This is a genomic window from Psychrobacter sp. Ps7, assembly GCF_022129225.1.
Classification (GTDB): Bacteria; Pseudomonadota; Gammaproteobacteria; order Pseudomonadales; family Moraxellaceae; genus Psychrobacter; species Psychrobacter immobilis_A.
Genome location: NZ_JADQAH010000002.1, coordinates 74,314 through 93,696 on the forward strand (window position 1 = coordinate 74,314; position 19,383 = coordinate 93,696).

Here is a 19,383-nt window from a genome sequence, read left to right on the forward strand (position 1 = left end):
AAATGACTTATACCACAAATACTCGGTTATAAAAGGCAGTAGCTGGGTGGTGATAGGTGAAAAATTTAGCAAACTAATTGGAGTGTTTTGTGGAATCAGCTGAGCTTTCAGAATTAAATCGCCTAAAAATGCATCATGGCGAGCATATTATTTTACGTTTAACTTATATTAGCCGCTATAACACCGACAATCCTGAAGGTGAAGTAACGCGCATCCTGACACAAGCTCAGCAAAACAATGAGCGCAATGGTATTACAGGTGCTTTGGTGTTCAATCACAATTATTTTTTGCAAAGTATTGAAGGAGCGAGACCCGTCATCAATGAATTGCTCAGAAAACTGGTTAAAGATGATCGGCATCATGCCTTACAAATCATCGAATGCCGTGAAGTAGAGTTGCGCCATTGGAGTAAATGGTCAATGAAGTATTTGATTCCAAGCGATGAAAACAAAGGACTTGCGCTCAAATTTTCGACAGGTACTCAGTTTAATCCTTATTTGATGAACACCAATCAAATCATGATGTTGATTGAGACGTTATCAGACCTTCAAGAGCAAGAAGCAGTGAGCGCCGCCAAAAAGAAGAAACCATGGTTTTCTATTGGCTAATTGACTGACGTTTATAAACGCTAAGGACCATCACACCCATGACATTTTACAAGAGATAAGATATGACATCAGCAATGGAAGATGCACACATTTTGATGAGCATGACATACGCTAGCCGTGCCAACCCAGATGTATCGGCCAACGACTTCAACGAAATCTTGCAGCAAGCACAAGTAAATAATGCCGCCAATGGCATCACTGGTATGCTGACGTTTAATAAAGATTATTTTTTGCAAACCGTTGAAGGGCCAAGAGCACAGATCAATCGTCTGTTATATAGTTTAATTGCTGATCCGCGTCATCATGACTTACAGGTTATTGAAACACGTGAGTTAAAGCATCGAGCATGGTCTAAATGGTCCATGAATTATGCTTCCCCGACTGAAAAAAATGCGGCGATTTATTTAAAATATTCGACAACGATTGATTTTAATCCCTATTTATTGAGCGCCGAAGCAGCCTATAATTTGATGAATGAGCTTAGCGATCAGCATGATTAATCAATGGCGCTTTTAACTAATCGGTAGGTATATATAAATTGGTCGCTATTTTTAATAGATTTATGTTTGCTGAGTTATTCGTTTAACCGTTTTTAGGACATTGTTTATAGAGACTGGTTTTATCTTAAAATTAATAACTGTTTACGAATAACTATTAAATAAATAGTGATTTTTTATTTACCCGATTTTACTATTCACTGACCTTTGTTATAGAACAAATAATAATCTACTGTTGTGATAGCAAGGTTTTTTGTTTATATTATCTACGCCCTTAGGTATTGTGGCTAACAATATTTTATTTGGTTGAAAAAATATCGATTTTTGACATTCATCGTTGTATTTAATGATGAATAAGTCATTCTTAGTTCTTAATAGTGAATAATATCTATTAAGGTTATATTTTTTATCTTACAGTTGGATTTATTATGAGCAAAAATACCGCCATTGATTTAGAAAACCTGAACGTTGATGAGCTACGTGCCATCACTGAAAATGCCCAGCAGCTTATTGCCAAAAAACAACATCAGCGTTTGTATGACGCTTATATGCAGTTTGAGAAAATTGCAGAAGACAGCAATGCCTCTATCGAAGAGATTCTAAAAGCTGGTGAAACGCTAGAGAAAAAACGTAGCATCAAGTATCGCAATACTGACAATAACGAAGAAACATGGACTGGCCGTGGTCGCAAGCCAACGTGGTTGGTTGAAGCGCTAGCAGCAGGTCGTAGTATCGAAGATTTTGCTATCTAGATAGTGTAATGGTTAACAGGATGATGTCGGTTTAGATTTAGCAAGGTGCAATTTTTACTAAAGGCTATCTAAAATAAGCGCTTGTTTAAATGAGTTCTGTTTTAAAAAAGCACCATGTTACATCTACTCTGATCATCGGGCTTGTTTCTCATGATTTGTGTGCAATTATAGCGTTGGATCGTGATAGTCCTTTCGTCTTAGAAGCTGATAAAAGCCAGTATCTTTATTGCCATTATTTTGGTAAAAAGATACTGGCTTTTTTTCTGTCATCTGTATGCCATTGTTTGTTATGATAATGACGTTTTTGTCTTATATAAGAGTTATGCAACCGTGCCCCAAGTATCTGCGTCGTCTCATAAGCGCCCTCGTAAGCTGTGGTGGCTGGTTGGGTTTGTATTATTTGCATTATTTGCTGTGTTGCAAATGCCAGCGGCGTGGCTGCTTGAAAAGTATGCTCCCGAAACGCCTTATGTACAGCATGTGTCGGGTAATTTATGGCAAGGCTCCGTTATCTGGCAGATGCCTTTAGCAGCGACACCGCTCACAGGTACGGCAAAATGGTCGTGGCAGCCATGGCATTTGTTATTGGGTAAGATAAGTGCAGAGGTCGATATTAATTCAGCACAAACTCGCCTCAATGGACAAGTAAAAATAGGCACCAGCTCATGGCAAGTGGATGATATGAGCGGCAAGATAGCACCTGAGACGTTGGCAAGTTTGGTTGATTGGCAATTGCCCAATACACCGATTCAGGTCAATAATGTCTCGCTCAGCCGTCAGTCTGGCTCAAGTGCCGCCGCAGAAAACGCTTCAACAAAAAATTCATCTGGTTTTAGTCAAGCGGATGGTCAGTTGACATGGGTCGGCGGTGAGATAGGTTATCCTAGCGGTGGCAAGGTTTTTTATCTGACCATGCCTGCGATGCGTGCTGAGTTAAGTGCCGAGCAAAAAAACAATAAAAACCTGCTCCATATCAATTTATTAAACAATCAAGATAAGCGCTTGGGCGACTTATATATCGATGGCGATAATATGTTGGATGTCAGTTTGACGCAGCGTTTATTAGAAAGTATGCCTGAGTATAAAGGGCAAGCACCTCAAGATACGCCAGTTGTTAGTGTGCGTCAGCCGTTGCTAAATGGGCTGGGGACACGCTAGATGATGAATGTTTCTACAACTTTAAAACCTGTGCTTAACACCCTTAATCGATTCTCAGGTTGGGTATTGTTATTGGCTGTTGCTTGGTTATGTTGGACAGCGGCTCGATTACTATGGTTGTTGCTCGCAGCACCATTGGCACCGATGTTGCCACCAGCACCTTTGCAAAACACATCGGCATCTGGCAAGGACTATAGTGGATTATTTGCTATTTTTGCAGACCCTGATCCTATTGCAGCAGCAGTGCAGCCACCGCCCAATGTCAATCTAAAAGGCGTTCTGTTAGCAATGCCAGAGAGCATGTCCTCGGCACTACTGGATATCAATGGTGAAGTGAAAAACTATCGAATCGGTGATGCGCTAAAAGACAGTGGCTATACCCTTGTCGCTGTCGACTGGAACTCGGTTGTCATCGCTGATGCTAGCGACAAGCAAACCGTCATTAGCATGCCAGCCGCGATGCCGCTAGACCAAAGTGACATGATCGCAGGTGCCGTCAGTAATCAGCGCTTGCCAGAGAACAGCATGCTGCCAAACGCCTCTCAGCCTACACAAAATACTGAGGAAGAGTCCGCTGAGACAGGCAGTGACAGTAGCCCGCAATCTGCTATCGATGAGGCGGTGACAGAATTGCAAGAAAACCCCGCCAGTTATTTGAGTAGGATGGGGGTTATGGCAGCAGGGGAAAGCTATCAGGTAACACCTGCAATGCCAGCAAAGCTGCGTAATCGTCTAGGACTTGAGCCAGGTGATAAAGTGCTAACGGTTAATGGTCAAAGCGTGGGTAGTAATCCTGCCCAAGATGCTAGTGTGCTGCAACAGGTACAGCAATCAGGTGAGGCGCAAATAGAGGTACAACGCGGCGATCAAGTCATTACCATTCGTCAGCAGTTTTAAGCACAATAAATGGGTGAGAGCTCTTATTTTAAGTAAACAAGTTTTAAGTAAATAAGTATTTAGATAGTGCCACTTAAATAATGCCATTGTGGGCAGAACGTTAAGTGAGCAAAGCAATCATTGAGCACCTTAGCACACAATAAATCCAGTACATACTAAGCGACATCACTGTAGGTAATCATCAATATGGTAAGTTTTCATAATTTTTCAGTCACGCCTCTGTACCATGTTTTGCAGCGCCTGATGCGCCTGTGTCGTCCTCTTTGCCTCGCCGTACCATTATGGGCTGCCAGTACGGGTCTTGCGAGTGCTGAGAGCTGGAAAGTCAACTTACAAGATGCCGATATCAAAGCCTTTATTAATGAGGTGGCAACCATCACTGACCAAAACTTTGTCCTTGATCCACGTATTAATGGCAATGTGACGGTGATTTCTAACAAAGCCTTGTCGCGTGACGAAATATATCAGCTGTTTTTGAGTGTGATGCAAGTCAACGGTATTGCAGCGATTGACTCGGGAACGACCATCAAATTGGTGCCAGATAATGTCGCCAAACAATCTGGCGTGGCTGTTGATTTACGCGGTGACAGTGTTGGTGAGGCATTAGCTACTCGTGTTATTTATTTAACCAATACCCAAGCCGCAGAAGTGCTGGGTGTCATCCGTCCGCTTATGCCCCAATCAGCTCATGCCGCTGCCGTGCCTGGTGTCAATGCCTTGGTATTGTCCGATCGTGCAGATAGTCTTAATCAGCTGACGTCGCTCATCCGCGATTTAGATAGCAACGTCAATGACAGTTTGCAAGTGATACCACTACGTCACGTCGATGCTGAACGTATGATGGAATTGATTAGCGCCTTGGTTGCAAGCGCTGGTAGCGGGCAAGCACAAGGTGGTAATAACCAGCTTAAAGTCATCGCTGACACCTCTAGTGATAGATTGTTGGTGAAAGGCAGTCCGGAGATGATTGCTAAAGTCAAAGAGATGGTCAATCAATTGGACACCACGCCTACAAGGCGTTTGAGTGGTCTGCGCGTCTTTCGATTAAAATACGCCAGTGCAGGTCATATTGCAGATATGCTACGCGGGTTGCTCGCCAATCAATCTATTAATAGCGCTGGAGCAACGTCCTCGTTAGAGTCGGCATCATTGAACGATTCCAGTAGCACGGGCGCTACTTTGACTAATGAGTCTAGCACTAACACAACGAACAATGCGACGACCTCAGCGACCTCTGGTGCCAATTCGAGTAGTGCTGGTACAGGTGTTGGCGGGCGACCTTTTAGTATTATCGCTGATGAAACCCAAAATGCCGTTATTGTCAATGCAGCACCTGAGCTAATGTTTGAGATTGAAGATGCGGTCAATCAGTTGGACAGTCGCCGCGCGCAAGTATTGATTCAAGCGGCTATTGTAGAAGTGTCAGGTGATGATGCGACCCAGCTTGGTGTTCAATGGGCGCTTGGCAATGCCAATAGCGGCTACGGAGTCGTAAACTTCAATAACGTAGGCGCGAGTGCTACAGCACTTGCTGCCGCGGCGTTGGGTGGCGGTGCCGCCAGTATCAGTGCAGCAGCAGGATCGATAGCTGGTGCTTTGATTGGTATTGGTGATAGCAGCAAAGACAGTCAGGGAAACACCCAGTTTTATGGGGCTATCTTGCAAGCACTTGATTCTTCTACCAGTGCCAATCTGCTGTCTATGCCATCAATTTTGACATTGGACAACGAAAAAGCCAGTATTTTAGTGGGTCAAAACGTGCCTTTTGTGACAGGTTCCTTTACCACCAGTGGCAACGATTCTAGCAATCCCTTTCAAACCATTGATCGTCAGGATATTGGTATCAACCTAAATGTCATTCCTCATATTGGCGACAATGGCACCGTACGCTTGGAAGTCTCACAAGAAGTCTCTTCGGTGGTGCCGGGCAGTACGGGTAACGCCAGTGGTTTGATCACCAATAAAAGTCTCATCAATACGACGATTCTGGCTGATGATCAGCAGACCATTGCTCTCGGTGGCTTGATGCGTGAAAATAGCACCACGCGCCAACAAAAAGTCCCTGGCTTGGGTAATGTACCAGTCATTGGTCGACTGTTCCGCTCTGACAATGACACGACGCAAAAAAGTAATTTAATCATATTTTTACAGCCAACCATCCTACGTGATGGCAGGGCAGTCGCCAGTGTCACCGAGCGCAAATTTAACCAAATGCGCGTCCTACAATTGGTCATTGATAAAAACGGTACCATCAAACAGCTGCCATTGAGCGGTACGGAAGGTTGGAATGGCGATGTTAGTGCAGATTATGAATTGATGCCGCTCAATCCCCTTGTTCCTAAGCGCGATCAGACACCAAAGTCTCAGTCTCAAGGTTTTACCAAAGTAGACAGTCCTAATAATGGTATGACAACTTATCCTTTGAATCGTTAAGCACTCAAAAAAGCGCTTTATTAATGATAGGTTAATAAAGCGCTTGCCTCCTATTCTTATAGCATGTAGAGACACGGTGTAATAAATAAACTACGCCGTACATTAGCTTGCGTATTCATAACACAGATAAACATAGCAGTTTTTATATCGCAGTATACTAATGAGTAATTGAGTAGTAAGTATGAACACTTGCTGATAAATATTGCAGATGATGATATAAAGGTAGGGGTGGAAGCAATGACAAGTCATACAAATACTAAAAAGTGGTTTTTATTAGCAGTCGCTGCCACCGCCTTATTGGTGATTCCTCGGCGTAGCAGTCGACAAGCTGATACCAGACCGTTAGATGAGCACAATGTATCAGATGAGCACTCAGATGGGCACAATGCAAAAGCCAATCATGATAATACTAATAGGGCATGTTGAAGGTCTCTTTACTTATCAAAAGCTCTTTTGTTGATTGGCATTTTTTAACTGTCGAAATCATTTTAAATAAAGTTGCCATCCTAAAGTGTTCATTGACGTGATGATTGCTATAAAATGACAAATAATGTCTATTGAATGACAAATCACGGAACGCCTCGCTGAAAACTATTAATTTTGGAGTCTATCAATGACCCCTATCGATTCACCTAAGATGATCAAACAGCCCTTACCTACTATTTATCCTCTCATTGACACGCATACTCATTTTGATGCCCCTATATTTGATGATGATAGAGAAATACTGATGCAGCAGGCTCACAATCAGGGGGTACGCCATCTGATATTAGTGGGTTATCTATATCAGCGTTTTGAGCGGATGTATGAGACTGAACGCCTGTTAAATACGCTGTCATTACCTACGACAGCCAATGTCGATAGACAAAAAGTGTCAAATTTTAGTAGCCATATTGCGGTCGGTTTGCATCCTTTTTATATCAAACAGCATACTGACGCTCATTTAACCGCTATGGCAAAAAGGATTGCTGATAAACGCCCATTAGCAATCGGCGAGATTGGTTTAGACACCTTCACTGAGGCGATGAAAGCGCCTGACATATTTGCCAAACAAGTACGATTTTTTAAGGCACAATTGGACATGGCGGTAACTCATCAGCTGCCAGTGATGCTACATATTCGTAAAGCACATGCAGAAGCATTGGCCATACTAAAAGCGCATGACTACGATGCGCACAAACTTGGCGGTATCGCGCATAGTTTTAGTGGTGGGACGCAAGAAGCCAAAGCATTTGTTAAGTTGGGATTTAAGCTTGGGGTTACTGGTCAAATCACTAATCCCAATGCTAAGAAACTGCGCCGCGCCATTCAAGCAGCGGTTGATAGCTATGGTGTTGAATGTTTGGTAATAGAAACGGATTGCCCTGATATGACGCCTATCATGTGCCAAATATCTGACCATGATTCATCAGTGCCAACTCAAAAATCAGACAGTGCAAGGAGGAGTACAGCCGTACATAATAGAAATGTACCTGCCAACTTGCCATGGGTGTTGCTAAGCTTGAGTGAGTTGCTCAATGTACCACCCGCCAGTCTTGCTAAGCAATTGTGGCACAACAGTTGCAGTGCTTTGCAAACAAAATGGGATTATCCGTTATCGTAGTGCCACATATTTTAGTCACTGACGGTTTATTGTATGGCTAGCCATTGATATGATAGTGAATGATATAGCCGTGAATCAAGAAATTGACGTAATATAAGCGCCACCAAAATAATTTAAAAGAGCATTTAATCTGTTATGAGTGAAATACAACCATTTGAGCAAACAATGACAGAGTCCATTGGCACCGAAGACGTTACAAAGACAGAAGAGCTGAGCGAAGACAATGTGCAATATGAACGCCGTTTTCAAGGTACGCGCACTCTTTATGGTACGACAGCTGTCACTACTTTTGCCGATGCGCATGTATACGTTATTGGCGTTGGAGGCGTTGGTTCTTGGGCAGCTGAGGCTTTGGCAAGAACGGCAGTGGGCACTATTACGTTGATCGATTTGGACGTATTGGTTGCGTCCAATGTCAATCGGCAGTTGCCTGCACTAGACAGCACCTTTGGTGAGAGTAAAATTGCAGCGATGGCCACCCGTATTCGTGAAATTAATCCCAAAGTAACGCTAAACTTGATCGATGATTTTTTAACTGTAGAAAACGTCGCCACTTTATTGCCAAGTCGCGATGAAGCAAAAGCCGCTGTTGCTCAAGGCAGACCTATGGTTATTTTGGACTGCGTAGATGATATGAATGCCAAGCTTGCCATCGCGCTACATTGTCGTTTTAATAAATTAAAACTGGTTTGTGCAGGCGGCGCAGGTGGCAAGATAGACCCTAGTCAGATTAGGGTGAGCGACTTGCGTGACAGTTACCAAGATCCTTTACTTGCCAAATTACGCAATAAGCTGCGCCACGAAAAAGGCATTAATAGTACACTAAAAGAAAAGTTCGGGATCAAATGTGTCTACTCTACAGAGCCACCACGTGTAGATAAGAGTTGTCAGACAGGCGGTTTGCAGTGTGGTGGTTACGGCTCAGCAGTAGTGGTCACATCGGTGGTTGCGATGATTATGGTGAGTGAAGCATTACAGTTATTAATAAAACAGGCGGGCATCAAGCCGAGCGTCTGATCTTATTTAATGGAGTCTATCTTGTCTATATTGAACGCACCTAAACACAGCTACCCAGTGGCGGCAGATGAAGTAGAACGCATCAATAAGCTTAGGAAGTATCAGGTGCTCAATGACAATGATGAGCCTGCATTTAAGCGTCTAATTGATCTGGCGAAGCTATTTTTTGATGTACCAGTTGTGACCATTACTTTCATGGACGAAGAAACACAGTATCTAAAATCTGTCCAAGGACTGGGCGGTGTTTGCCGCACGACGCGTGAAGTGGCTATTTGCAATTATACCGTGCTCTCTAACGACGTCTTTGTAGTACCAGACTTAACTAAAGACAGTCGTTTTAGCCACAATCCCCTAGTGACAGAATCGCCGTACCTACAGTTTTATGCTGGTGCGCCAATTATCTTGCATGAGGACAATAAAAGCTATCGTTTGGGCTCGCTGTGTGTGATGGATATGAAGCCCAATCATGACTTTGATGAGCAAAAAGCAAAGGTGTTGGCTCAATTTGCGATGATGGCGGCTGATGCCTTGCAGCTACAGGATAAGCAGCGTGATGCCAAACATGCCAATGAGATGAAATCAGACTTTTTGGCCAATATGAGTCATGAAATCCGCACACCGATGAATGGCATTATTGGTATGGTGGAGATGCTTGGTGAGACCAAACTTAGCAGTGAGCAACAAGAATACGTGGACAATATCAAAGTTTCCAATGAGCATTTGATGGCGATCATTAACGGGATTTTAGATTTATCGAAAGTAGAATCTGGGAAAATGACCATTGATTCTATTCCTGTTAACTTATCTGCATTATGTAATGAGGTGGTCAGCCTCTTTGCTGTCAAAGCACGTCAGCGAGGGCTCATTTTAGACTACCATTATACCGAGTCGTTATCGCCCTATGTGCAAGGCGATCCGGTACGCCTCAAACAAATTTTAGCAAACCTTGTTAATAATGCGATTAAATTCACTCGTGAGGGTGGGCGAGTCACTATTGATGTCAAACATGTACCCAATTGTCATTGTGATGGTTTTGACGACGACAGCGCTGACCAATATCGCGCTCAAGGTATTTCGGCAAGTGATCTCAGCAAAATAACGGCTCAAGAAGCTATCAGTAATACCATCTATCATGAAGTCATGACCCTATGCATTGAAGTCACAGATACGGGTGTCGGCATCAAAGCTGAGTCATTGGATGCGATATTTGATGCTTATGACCAAGCAAATAAATTCACCCACCGTCTTTATGGTGGCACAGGTCTAGGGCTCTCGGTTTGTAAGTCTTTGGTTGATTTGATGGGCGGTTATATCGATGTGGATAGCGAAGTGGGTGTGGGCACTACGTTCAGTGTTTTATTACCGCTACCGACTATCGATGAAAACCAGTATGAGATGTGGCAAGAGTCAAATGACTTTACGATGATTGAGCCGACCCATGAGCGTGCTGGTCATATATTGTTAGTTGAAGACGATACCGTCAATGCCATCATCGCTAAAAAAGCCCTGAATAATAGTGGTCATACGGTCACGCATGTCACTGATGGGCAGCAGGCTATTGAGATTTTTGCGCTCTCACCTGAGCGTTATGATGTCATTTTAATGGACCATCATATGCCTATTTTAGATGGCGTACAGGCCACTATTAAATTGCATGAACTCTATGATCCTCAATCATTACCACCTATTATCGCGTTGACCGCCAATGCAATGGATGGTGAGCGCGAAAAGTATTTAAAAGTTGGGATGCAAGATTACTGTACCAAGCCTTTTAAACAAGAGCAGTTGAATGCATTGGTACAATATTGGCTGATACAGAAACACTCATCAGCAGAGTAGTGGTTTGGTAGATATTTATAGAAGGTTATTTATCATCGCTGTCATCAATAGCGACAGTTCATCCACTATAAAAAACCACAGCGTTAATCTTGCTTGACATACTCCATATCGATTTTTACTCGGTTGTTTTGGAATACTTTTCAATCAAATTAACTACAGAGACAATATCAAAGGCAATATTCATAAATAAAAAAAGCTGAACCGCTTTATCAGTGGTTCAGCTTTTTTGTGGAATAACAGCTAGAGGCTAACTGTTAAGTCCTATTATATAAGTCATATTATATCGAGGGCTATGACTTTTACATACTATTGGCTAACGCGAGTTTGATAGTCACCTGTGCGAGTATCAACACGTACGATTTCTTCTTGTTGTACAAATAATGGCACACGGACGACAGCACCTGTCTCTAACTTGGCAGGTTTGCCGCCACCACCTGAAGTATCACCACGCACACCAGGATCTGTTTCAGTGATTTGCAACTCAACGAAGTTAGGCGGTGTTACTGAAAGAGGAGTACCGTTGAATAAAGTGATGGTACATAGTGCATTGCTGTTTTCTTTTAGCCACTTTATTGAATCGCCCATCGCTGTTTTGTCCGCTTGAATCTGCTCAAAACTTTCAGGGTGCATGAAATGCCAAAACTCACCATCGTTATATAGATAGTTCATTTCAGTGTCCATGACATCAGCAGCTTCTAAGCTATCGCCTGACTTAAAGGTTTGTTCCAATACTTTACCACTACGAAGGTTGCGCAATTTAACACGGTTAAAGGCTTGACCTTTACCTGGTTTGACAAACTCGTTTTCAAGAATGGCGCAAGGGTTGCCATCGAGCATGACTTTTAGACCAGCTTTAAATTCATTAGTAGAAAAACTTGCCACAAGAAACTCCTAGGGGTTATAAATAGGGTGGTAGATAAGGGAATGAATAGCTTGCTGCGTTAAAATCGCTTATTACGCTAAGTGTTTAAAGGATAGGTCGTATGCTTTGATAGGCTACGCACTAAGCGCGTATAATAGCGACTTTTGGGCACAGGTATTAGGTTGTCATGATAAACCATTTAATCACACAAAAAAACTGGCAAACGCAATTATCCGAGGCCATTACGTCTATCGATGAGCTGTTAAGCATCCTAAAGCTAGAATCATTGCGTGCAGAGGTTTATGTGCCTAAGCATTTTGAGCTGCGCGTACCACGTGGATTTGTGGCAAAAATGAGTATCGGCGATAGCAATGATCCTTTACTGAGACAAGTATTGCCTGATCAGCGCGAGCAAATCAAGGTAACGGGCTATGTGGCGGATCCCTTGAGCGAGAATACGCAAAACCCAGTCAAGGGTATGCTGCATAAGTACCAATCCAGAGTATTATTGACCGTGACAGGTGCTTGTGCCATTCATTGTCGTTACTGTTTCCGTCAGCATTTTGATTATAGTGCCAATATGCCGACGGCTGAGGCCAAAGAAAATATCATTGATTACATTACTGCACACCCCGAGATTAATGAGGTAATTTTGAGTGGCGGTGATCCACTGAATGTGACAAATAGACGCCTGTTTGCTTGGCTAGATTCTTTAGAGTCACTTCCCCAATTGACCACTATTCGTCTGCATACACGCTTGCCGCTGGTCATACCAGCGCGTTTGGATGATGCGTTATTGACCAGACTGTCTCAAAGTCGCTGTCATATTGTGATGGTCATCCACTGTAATCATGCCAATGAAATCGATGCCTTAACAGCAGAGCATCTGCAACGTGCTCGAGCGGCTGGCATCACTTTATTGAATCAAGCGGTGCTATTAAAAGGCATCAATGATAGCGTTGCTGTTCAAATGCAATTAAGTCAGCGTTTGTTTTCATGTGGGGTACTGCCTTATTATCTACATGTATTAGACAAAGTTGCTGGTGCCGCACATTTCGATAATGATGAGCGCTTCGCAATTGAGCTGTATTGGTCATTGTTGGCAGCACTCCCTGGTTATTTGGTACCCAAGCTGGTGAGAGAGCTACCAAATAAACCTTTCAAAGTACCGATTGATATTTACAATGATCGTTAATATAGGCACTATGGTATATTGAAAAATTAGTGAACAAAGCGTGGTTTTTAGAAGATAGGCGTGCGGTTAGATGATGCTATAGAACTTAATCGTTACTAAAAATGGGTGCTGTCGATTTCGATGGTTGCTGCTGATTTGTATCTTTTATCTTGTGTTGTTGCATACGGCATGGTTGAATATTTGCCTCCTGCCAAGTTACTCAAGGTTACTAGGAATACTGATGATAACTTTATCGACGTTTCAAGAGCACCTATCTTCTACAGAGGCATTGCCACTAGTTTCTAAGCGATCCGCTAATGGCCAAGAAGGTTATTTGCTAAAATTGTTGGCAGCGTTACCTTCGCAAACGCAAGCACAGCAAGCTGAACAATTGGCAAAAATACTTACGGTACTACGCGTGGCCAATATAGATGATTCGCAACGTCTTACCCTTATGGCGACAGTGATAGACGCCTCAGATCAGTTAATTGCCACTTTGCGACAGTCTTATATTTATGAGACAGGTGCGCTTAGCGACATTCAAATAGGTTATGTGGCTCAAATAAAGTCGCTATATTATTCAATGATTATGGTCTATGACAGAGTGATACGTCATAAAACTTCATTGCTCAATAATCAGCGAAAATACGCTGCAAGCAATGGCTGGCAGCGCTATTTTAATGGTGATAAGTCTTCATCAACGACACTCGCCATTGCTATTTATCAGACGCTGCAGATGTATCAGAAGCTATTGGGCGAAGAAGCACTGTGCTATCAAAAACCCTCATCTTACTTATGGCACAAAATCAATCAGCTGTATTACCTTGCTTATCAGTACCATGCGGCTGAGATTAATATGAGTGTTACGGCAGGCACCCAGCGTGCCAAGACGGTTCATCAGCTGTATTGCCAAATTTGTTTATACAGTCTATTAAATGTACGTGCCATGCGTCGTCCCAATATTCTGCTCGTCCAACGTTTGTTACCTGAATGGGCTAAGCATATCGTTGCGACGATTGAGCCAACCACCGAGACCCGCGTGTTCGTTGATTTACAAAGTGACAATCCGCCAACTTACCTGACGGCCAGTTCTACAATCAACCCATACGATGATCGCTATCACTGTTTATTTATAGAAATTGCCCCGCTGGTTGAGTATCTTAAACGACGCAAACAGGCTTTAGTTAAGGAAGGGGGTGACGGCGTTGAGAGTCACTTGCTTAATAAAATAGCGATGACGCTCAATTACCGCTATTTACAGCCGCCGCTCACCCTAGCGACTAAACATAGTGCGAAAGAAGACGCTGTTTTGATTACAGGTTTTAATAATATTCATTACCGGGTGAGCCATTCGCATAGCTTTACCAGTTTAATCGCTATAAAAGAGTTACCAGATGAGCAGCGTCCTCGTTATGATACCGTGAATAAAAAACAAGACAGCAGCCACGTATTAGCCAGTGAAACCTTTGATCGTAATGATGATTTGTCATTATTTCGTACCCTACGATTATCATCAACAGTAGATACTTTAAATAAAGACCGCTTTCATAAAGATGTCTTTCATAAAGATGTCTTTCATAAAGACAGTGTTCATAAAGACAGTCTTAACATAGTGGCTGATGAGAATGCATCTGCGACGACTGCACCACCAGCATTACATATGATGAGCCTTTTTTTAGTCTGTCGATCTGATACAATCACGCCGCCTGATTGGTCGATGGGCGTGGCGCGCTGGCTTGATTTTGATAGCAAAAACCCAGAGATCGAGTGGCAAGTACTCGGACATCAGCTAGTGGCTTGTGGCTTGCGTTTAGAAGGTGAAGGCAGAGAAACGCGTAGTCGCCATTTTGTGCCAGCATTTATCCTTGGTAGAGATGAGCGACTACAAACCACTGGTACTCTGATTGTACCGACTTCTTACTTTCAGACCGATGATAGAGTCATTATGCGTATTAATAGCAAACAAACCCCTTTACGTTTGGGACAGAGGTTGCTGATTACGGATGAGTTCAGCCAGTATGAGGTGGTGCAGCTTTAGTTTGTTTGAGCGTCTATTGAAAATTGTCAAATAGTAATGTCAATAAATGCTGGTTTAAAGATTACTTCATTGAATTTTTTTATTCGATAATAGCAGTGAATAAATGTACTGAATAATGATGATAAGTTAGTCTGCAATCAGTCAAGTTATTGTCTATAATGATTGATACAGTTATGTTCGTTTATACGATGTTTTTGCTTCGCCAAGATGTCGCCTTGATTCGAAAGACGATGCCAATCTACTAAAAACCGCTAAGCCTATCCCTGATAGTATTCTCCTTGCTGGGTTAATGCTTGGAAAAGGTGTAGGGTATCAAACATAAAAATAAGATCACAAGATCCAAAAGGCTTCTTATGCGTACTCAGTCCATCTTAAACCTCTTAGTCATTGATGACGATCAGCTCTACGCTGAGCGTCTTGTGCACTTACTAGGTTGCTATTATGACACCATCAATTTAGGGTTTTTGGACGATAAAGAGGAGCTGTTAAAGTCACTTCGACAACCGTGGGATGTCTTGGTGTTTGGCAATGCTTATGATATGAGTTTCACCGATGTGGTGGGCGTCGTTCAAGAGCAAAGTATTGATTTGCCTATGATCTGCCTATTCAATGAAGAGATGGCAGCGTCCACCAATAATGATGAGGGGCTACCTGATATTATTAGTGGCACGATGGTCAAATCGCTCAAAGTAGACCAAGAGATGGCAGTAGTGATGTCTATCTGCCTACAGCATGATAATTTACGCAGTCGCCGTGAGCTTAGAACGTTGCGCCATGTTCTCTCTGAAGCAGAGCAACGCGCCAACGTATTGATTAAAAACTCTAAAAGTGCGGTCGCCTATATTGATCAGGGTATCCATATTTTTGCCAATGACCCTTATCTTCAGCTTTTTGGTTTTGAGTCAATGAATGATGCCATAGGCGTGCCTGTTGTTGACCTCATTGCAGGCGGTGATAACGTTAAGGGTTTCAAACAGTTCTTACGTCAATTTGATAAAGGTAGCCGCCAAGAAGTCGAGTTCAATTTTGAAAGTAAGCGGATGGATGGCAGTACTTTTGAGGCAAAGCTACAATTAGCAGCCGCGACCTTAGATGGCGAGCCAGTGACGCAGGTTATTATCCAACAAAACCATAATAACAGTGCGGAAGTCGCCAAGCGTTTGGCGGCCGCTGAATGTAAAGATAGCCTGACAGGAATCAACAACCGCCGCGGCTTTGAAGAACAAATGGCAATCGTGTACCAGCAAGCACGTCAAGGTGTACTGACGGCTGGGCTTTTGTATATTCAGCTCGATAATGTCGGTAAAATAAGAAGCAGTCTAGGTTTGCAAGGGGTAGATGCGACCGTCAAGCAAGTCGCCTATGCGTTAGATGAGCTGATATCAGACGGGCATGTGAGTCGTTTCAGTGATACCGCCTTTACCATACTGGTCGAGGACAAGAGCACCACAGAGCTTGAAACACTGGCTAAGCAAATTGGTTCACGTATCAGTGATATGCTCATTGAAGTAGATAAGCGTACGACCAGTACGACTGTCAGTATTGGTATTGTCAAAATCGAAACCAATACAGCAGAGCCAAGTATCGTGCTCGAACGTGCGATGGATGCTATCAATCAGATTATGATAGAGACCTCTAATCATGGCGGCACTTATCATTTGTACGATCCAAGCGAGCATGCCAATAGTGATGATCATGCGCTTGCCGAATCTTTAGTTGATGCCATTGCCAATAGCCGTTTTGAGCTGTCATTCCAGCCAATATATGATATTAACAATGACCGAAGCGACTTTTTTGAAGTATATCTGCGGTTGCCATTGGCGGATGCGGACAATACGATATTGACACCTGATCAATTTATGGCAGTCGCCAAGACGCATAAATTGCTCGAAAAAATAGATCGTTGGGTGCTCATCAATGCCTGTAAAAAGGTCAATGAGGTACGTAAAACACATCCTGAAGCCAGATTGCTAGTGCAATTGACTAGTGCCTCATTGATAGACAAAAAACTGCCTAGTGTTGCCAGTCAGCTTATAAAAGCGGTGGGCGGTGCAGCTGGTGTGCTCACCTTGCAGTTCAACGAAAAAGACGTCTCAGACCATCTTACAGTGGCAAAAACACAGTTTGCCGCCCTTAGTCAAGTCAGCTGTCAGATGGGCATCAATAACTTCGGTTCTTCTGCCAAATCCATAGAGATTGTCAGTTTTGTGCAGCCAGATATGGTGCGTTTAGCACGCAGCTATGTGGATGGCATTGACTCAGCAGACAATTTAGAAACTGTCAAATCACTTATTATGCGTACTAATGAAGTCAATGTGGACGTATTGATGCCTTATATTGAAGATGCGGCGACCATGTCCGTTGCTTGGAGCGTGGGCGCGCGCTATTTACAAGGCTATTATTTAGAAGAACCCAGCAGTACGATAAAAGTTGCGACCTAAAGTCATTTAGGGCGCGTTTGATATGTAACTATCAACAGTGCCTATTTATGGAATATTCTACACGGCTTAATAGTCCATAAATTCTTTATCGTCATACATTACAAAAGCCTTACTCAAACTGTCCTATAAGCGTTGTTTATTGGCTCGATATGCCCCAATAAATAACGTTATGTTTTTACAAGCAGCTGTTTAGATGTGAAGAGGGTTCCACTTTGCATGTGTTTGACCCTACCTTATTATCTATATTGTTCACCTATAGCTGACATTCCTTAACCAAAGATTGCCGAAAATGCCCATCATTAATAAATATCAAATAAGCAGTATATTTGCTGCTGTTTTATTGCTCAGCGCTTGTGGAGAAAGTACGCCACCGGATCATCGTGCTGCTGTAACATTGCCGCTCTATACGGAAGGTGATGCTGATAACGGAGCGATCATTTATCAAGACGCTTGTGGTCAATGTCATCAGCTGAATGCGGGGCTCAACAAAAAAGGTCCGCAGCTGATGAATATATACGGTGCGCCCGCCGCAGAGCTAGAAGATTACACCTATAGTGACGGGCTGAAAACATCAGGTTGGGTATGGGATGCGCAAACGCTCGACCCTTATATTGCGGATGCAGAAAAAGCCATGCTAGACTCAAAAATGCTATCAAACCCGATGCCTGATGCGCAAGAACGCGCAGATGTCATCGCTTATCTGTCAACGCTTCGTGCCGCGCCGATAACTGAAGATGACTCAAAGCAATAGACAATCTATGGCGTGTCCTTAAGCTAAACGAAAGCGACTAAATGGGCTAAAGATGTTTAAATTTTGCCAAATCATGTCAAACAATTGGTTAATATCTTGATGTTATCTGTGCTATTTTCCTTGTTTGGCTGCCATTTATCTCATTTTTATCACCACTTTCAAAATAAGAACACGCCCTAGAAACACTAATCCCATAAGAAATGAGCCAATAATTGACTATGACCCACGCAGCTATCGATATAGCCATTACAACACCACATCAATCAGCAGCAGAGGTGATTCATAAGTCGACCTTTAGCGCTGCCGACTGTCGTCACAATCAGCAAAAAATTGCCCAACTTATGGCGCAGTTAAATCAAATAGTACTGGATAAGCCGCAAGTGGTTAAGCTTGCGCTGAGTGGTATTTTGGCAGGTGGACATCTGTTACTGCAAGATCTGCCGGGTATGGGCAAGACGACGTTGGCGCAAGGCTTGGCGCAATTATTAGGCTTGAGCTTTAGTCGTGTACAGTTCACCAATGATATGCTGCCAGCAGATATCTTAGGCATGAGCATTTATGATCAAAAGGAACAGCAATTTGAGTTTCGAGCAGGTCCTATTTTTACTCAGCTGCTACTCGCTGATGAGATTAATCGCTCTAGCCCTAAGACGCAAAGCGCGTTACTAGAAGCGATGGAAGAACGGCAAGTCACTCAAGATGGGCAAACCTATCCTTTGCCGCAGCCGTTTTTTGTCATTGCAACCCAAAATCCTTTGCAGCAAGCAGGTGTCTATCCGCTTCCTGAATCGCAGCTAGATAGATTCTTACTATGCTTGTCGCTTGGTTATCCGTCGCCTACCGCAGAACGTGAGCTATTAAAAGGTCAGGATCGCCGCGAGCTACTAAAAAATTTACATGCGCTGCTTGATACCGAGGCGGTCTTATTAGCACAGCAAGGTGTTAAACACGTTTATGTCGCGGATGTGGTCTTGGATTATCTGCAGCGATTGGTCGCAAAGACACGAGCAAGCTCCGAGTATCATGGCTTATCACCGCGTGGAGTATTGTCGCTACAGCGTGCCGCGCAGGCTTATGCGTATGTATCGGGGCATATGGAAGTGACACCTGAGGATATCCAAGCGGTATTTGCCGCGGTCACAGATCATCGTCTCGGTCAGCGCTTTGTCCCAGCGCATGTGACTGGTGGGCAGGCGACGCAGACTATCGCGCAACGTATATTGGCAGAAGTGGCTGTTATCAGTTAAATGATGGTTATTACAATAGTTGTTATTTCAATCACTGTTATCTGAGTATTTATTTTTCAGCTGCTT

Annotated in this window: 16 protein-coding genes; 15 read left to right on the forward strand and 1 reads right to left on the reverse strand. The window is 43.2% G+C overall.

The window, feature by feature from the left end; translation table 11 throughout:
- Positions 1 to 89 precede the first annotated feature (89 nt).
- The 10 genes from I3257_RS01330 (at position 90) to I3257_RS01375 (ending at position 10,804) form a co-directional block, all read left to right on the forward strand.
- Positions 90 to 608 carry a BLUF domain-containing protein gene (locus tag I3257_RS01330; RefSeq protein WP_238048568.1) on the forward strand — a complete coding sequence of 173 codons (519 nt, stop codon included), beginning with the start codon at positions 90 to 92 and terminating at the stop codon, positions 606 to 608.
- Between the two features lie 62 nt (positions 609 to 670).
- Positions 671 to 1,108 (forward strand): BLUF domain-containing protein, encoded by a 438-nt coding sequence (locus I3257_RS01335; RefSeq protein ID WP_201561037.1) that lies wholly within the window; start codon positions 671 to 673, stop codon positions 1,106 to 1,108.
- Positions 1,109 to 1,533: 425 nt separating this feature from the next.
- Entirely contained in the window at positions 1,534 to 1,857 is a 324-nt protein-coding gene (locus I3257_RS01340) for an H-NS histone family protein (protein ID WP_045453321.1), read from the forward strand.
- A 330-nt stretch (positions 1,858 to 2,187) separates the two neighbouring features.
- A complete protein-coding gene (gspN, locus tag I3257_RS01345; protein ID WP_238048569.1) occupies positions 2,188 to 3,015 on the forward strand; it encodes a type II secretion system protein N in 828 nt (275 codons plus the stop codon).
- The gene (locus tag I3257_RS01350) at positions 3,016 to 3,912 is read left to right on the forward strand and encodes a type II secretion system protein N (protein ID WP_238048570.1); all 897 of its coding nucleotides are present in this window, start codon (positions 3,016 to 3,018) and stop codon (positions 3,910 to 3,912) included.
- A 186-nt stretch (positions 3,913 to 4,098) separates the two neighbouring features.
- The gene (gene gspD, locus I3257_RS01355; protein ID WP_238048571.1) at positions 4,099 to 6,345 is read left to right on the forward strand and encodes a type II secretion system secretin GspD; all 2,247 of its coding nucleotides are present in this window, start codon (positions 4,099 to 4,101) and stop codon (positions 6,343 to 6,345) included.
- A gap of 237 nt (positions 6,346 to 6,582) precedes the next feature.
- Entirely contained in the window at positions 6,583 to 6,771 is a 189-nt protein-coding gene (locus I3257_RS01360; protein ID WP_238048572.1) for a hypothetical protein, read from the forward strand.
- Positions 6,772 to 6,958: 187 nt separating this feature from the next.
- On the forward strand, positions 6,959 to 7,948 hold the full coding sequence (locus I3257_RS01365; RefSeq protein WP_238048573.1) for a TatD family hydrolase: 990 nt from the start codon (positions 6,959 to 6,961) through the stop codon (positions 7,946 to 7,948).
- Positions 7,949 to 8,113: 165 nt separating this feature from the next.
- On the forward strand, positions 8,114 to 8,965 hold the full coding sequence (locus I3257_RS01370) for a ThiF family adenylyltransferase (RefSeq protein WP_226950193.1): 852 nt from the start codon (positions 8,114 to 8,116) through the stop codon (positions 8,963 to 8,965).
- Positions 8,966 to 8,986: 21 nt separating this feature from the next.
- Positions 8,987 to 10,804 (forward strand): GAF domain-containing hybrid sensor histidine kinase/response regulator, encoded by a 1,818-nt coding sequence (locus I3257_RS01375; protein WP_238048574.1) that lies wholly within the window; start codon positions 8,987 to 8,989, stop codon positions 10,802 to 10,804.
- 306 nt (positions 10,805 to 11,110) lie between these two features.
- Here I3257_RS01375 and efp read toward each other — a convergent pair whose 3' ends face one another.
- The gene (gene efp / locus I3257_RS01380) at positions 11,111 to 11,686 is read right to left on the reverse strand and encodes an elongation factor P (RefSeq protein ID WP_087815712.1); all 576 of its coding nucleotides are present in this window, start codon (positions 11,684 to 11,686) and stop codon (positions 11,111 to 11,113) included.
- Positions 11,687 to 11,853: 167 nt separating this feature from the next.
- Between efp and epmB the strand changes: the two genes are divergently transcribed.
- The 5 genes from epmB (at position 11,854) to I3257_RS01405 (ending at position 19,317) form a co-directional block, all read left to right on the forward strand.
- A complete protein-coding gene (gene epmB / locus I3257_RS01385) occupies positions 11,854 to 12,861 on the forward strand; it encodes an EF-P beta-lysylation protein EpmB (protein ID WP_238048575.1) in 1,008 nt (335 codons plus the stop codon).
- 220 nt (positions 12,862 to 13,081) lie between these two features.
- Positions 13,082 to 14,878: a hypothetical protein gene (locus tag I3257_RS01390; RefSeq protein ID WP_238048576.1), complete on the forward strand. Its 1,797-nt coding sequence runs from the start codon at positions 13,082 to 13,084 to the stop codon at positions 14,876 to 14,878.
- A gap of 353 nt (positions 14,879 to 15,231) precedes the next feature.
- Positions 15,232 to 17,319: a GGDEF domain-containing phosphodiesterase gene (locus I3257_RS01395; protein ID WP_238048577.1), complete on the forward strand. Its 2,088-nt coding sequence runs from the start codon at positions 15,232 to 15,234 to the stop codon at positions 17,317 to 17,319.
- Positions 17,320 to 17,608: 289 nt separating this feature from the next.
- On the forward strand, positions 17,609 to 18,070 hold the full coding sequence (locus I3257_RS01400; RefSeq protein WP_238048578.1) for a c-type cytochrome: 462 nt from the start codon (positions 17,609 to 17,611) through the stop codon (positions 18,068 to 18,070).
- A gap of 239 nt (positions 18,071 to 18,309) precedes the next feature.
- Positions 18,310 to 19,317 carry an AAA family ATPase gene (locus I3257_RS01405; protein ID WP_238048619.1) on the forward strand — a complete coding sequence of 336 codons (1,008 nt, stop codon included), beginning with the start codon at positions 18,310 to 18,312 and terminating at the stop codon, positions 19,315 to 19,317.
- Positions 19,318 to 19,383: the final 66 nt, after the last annotated feature.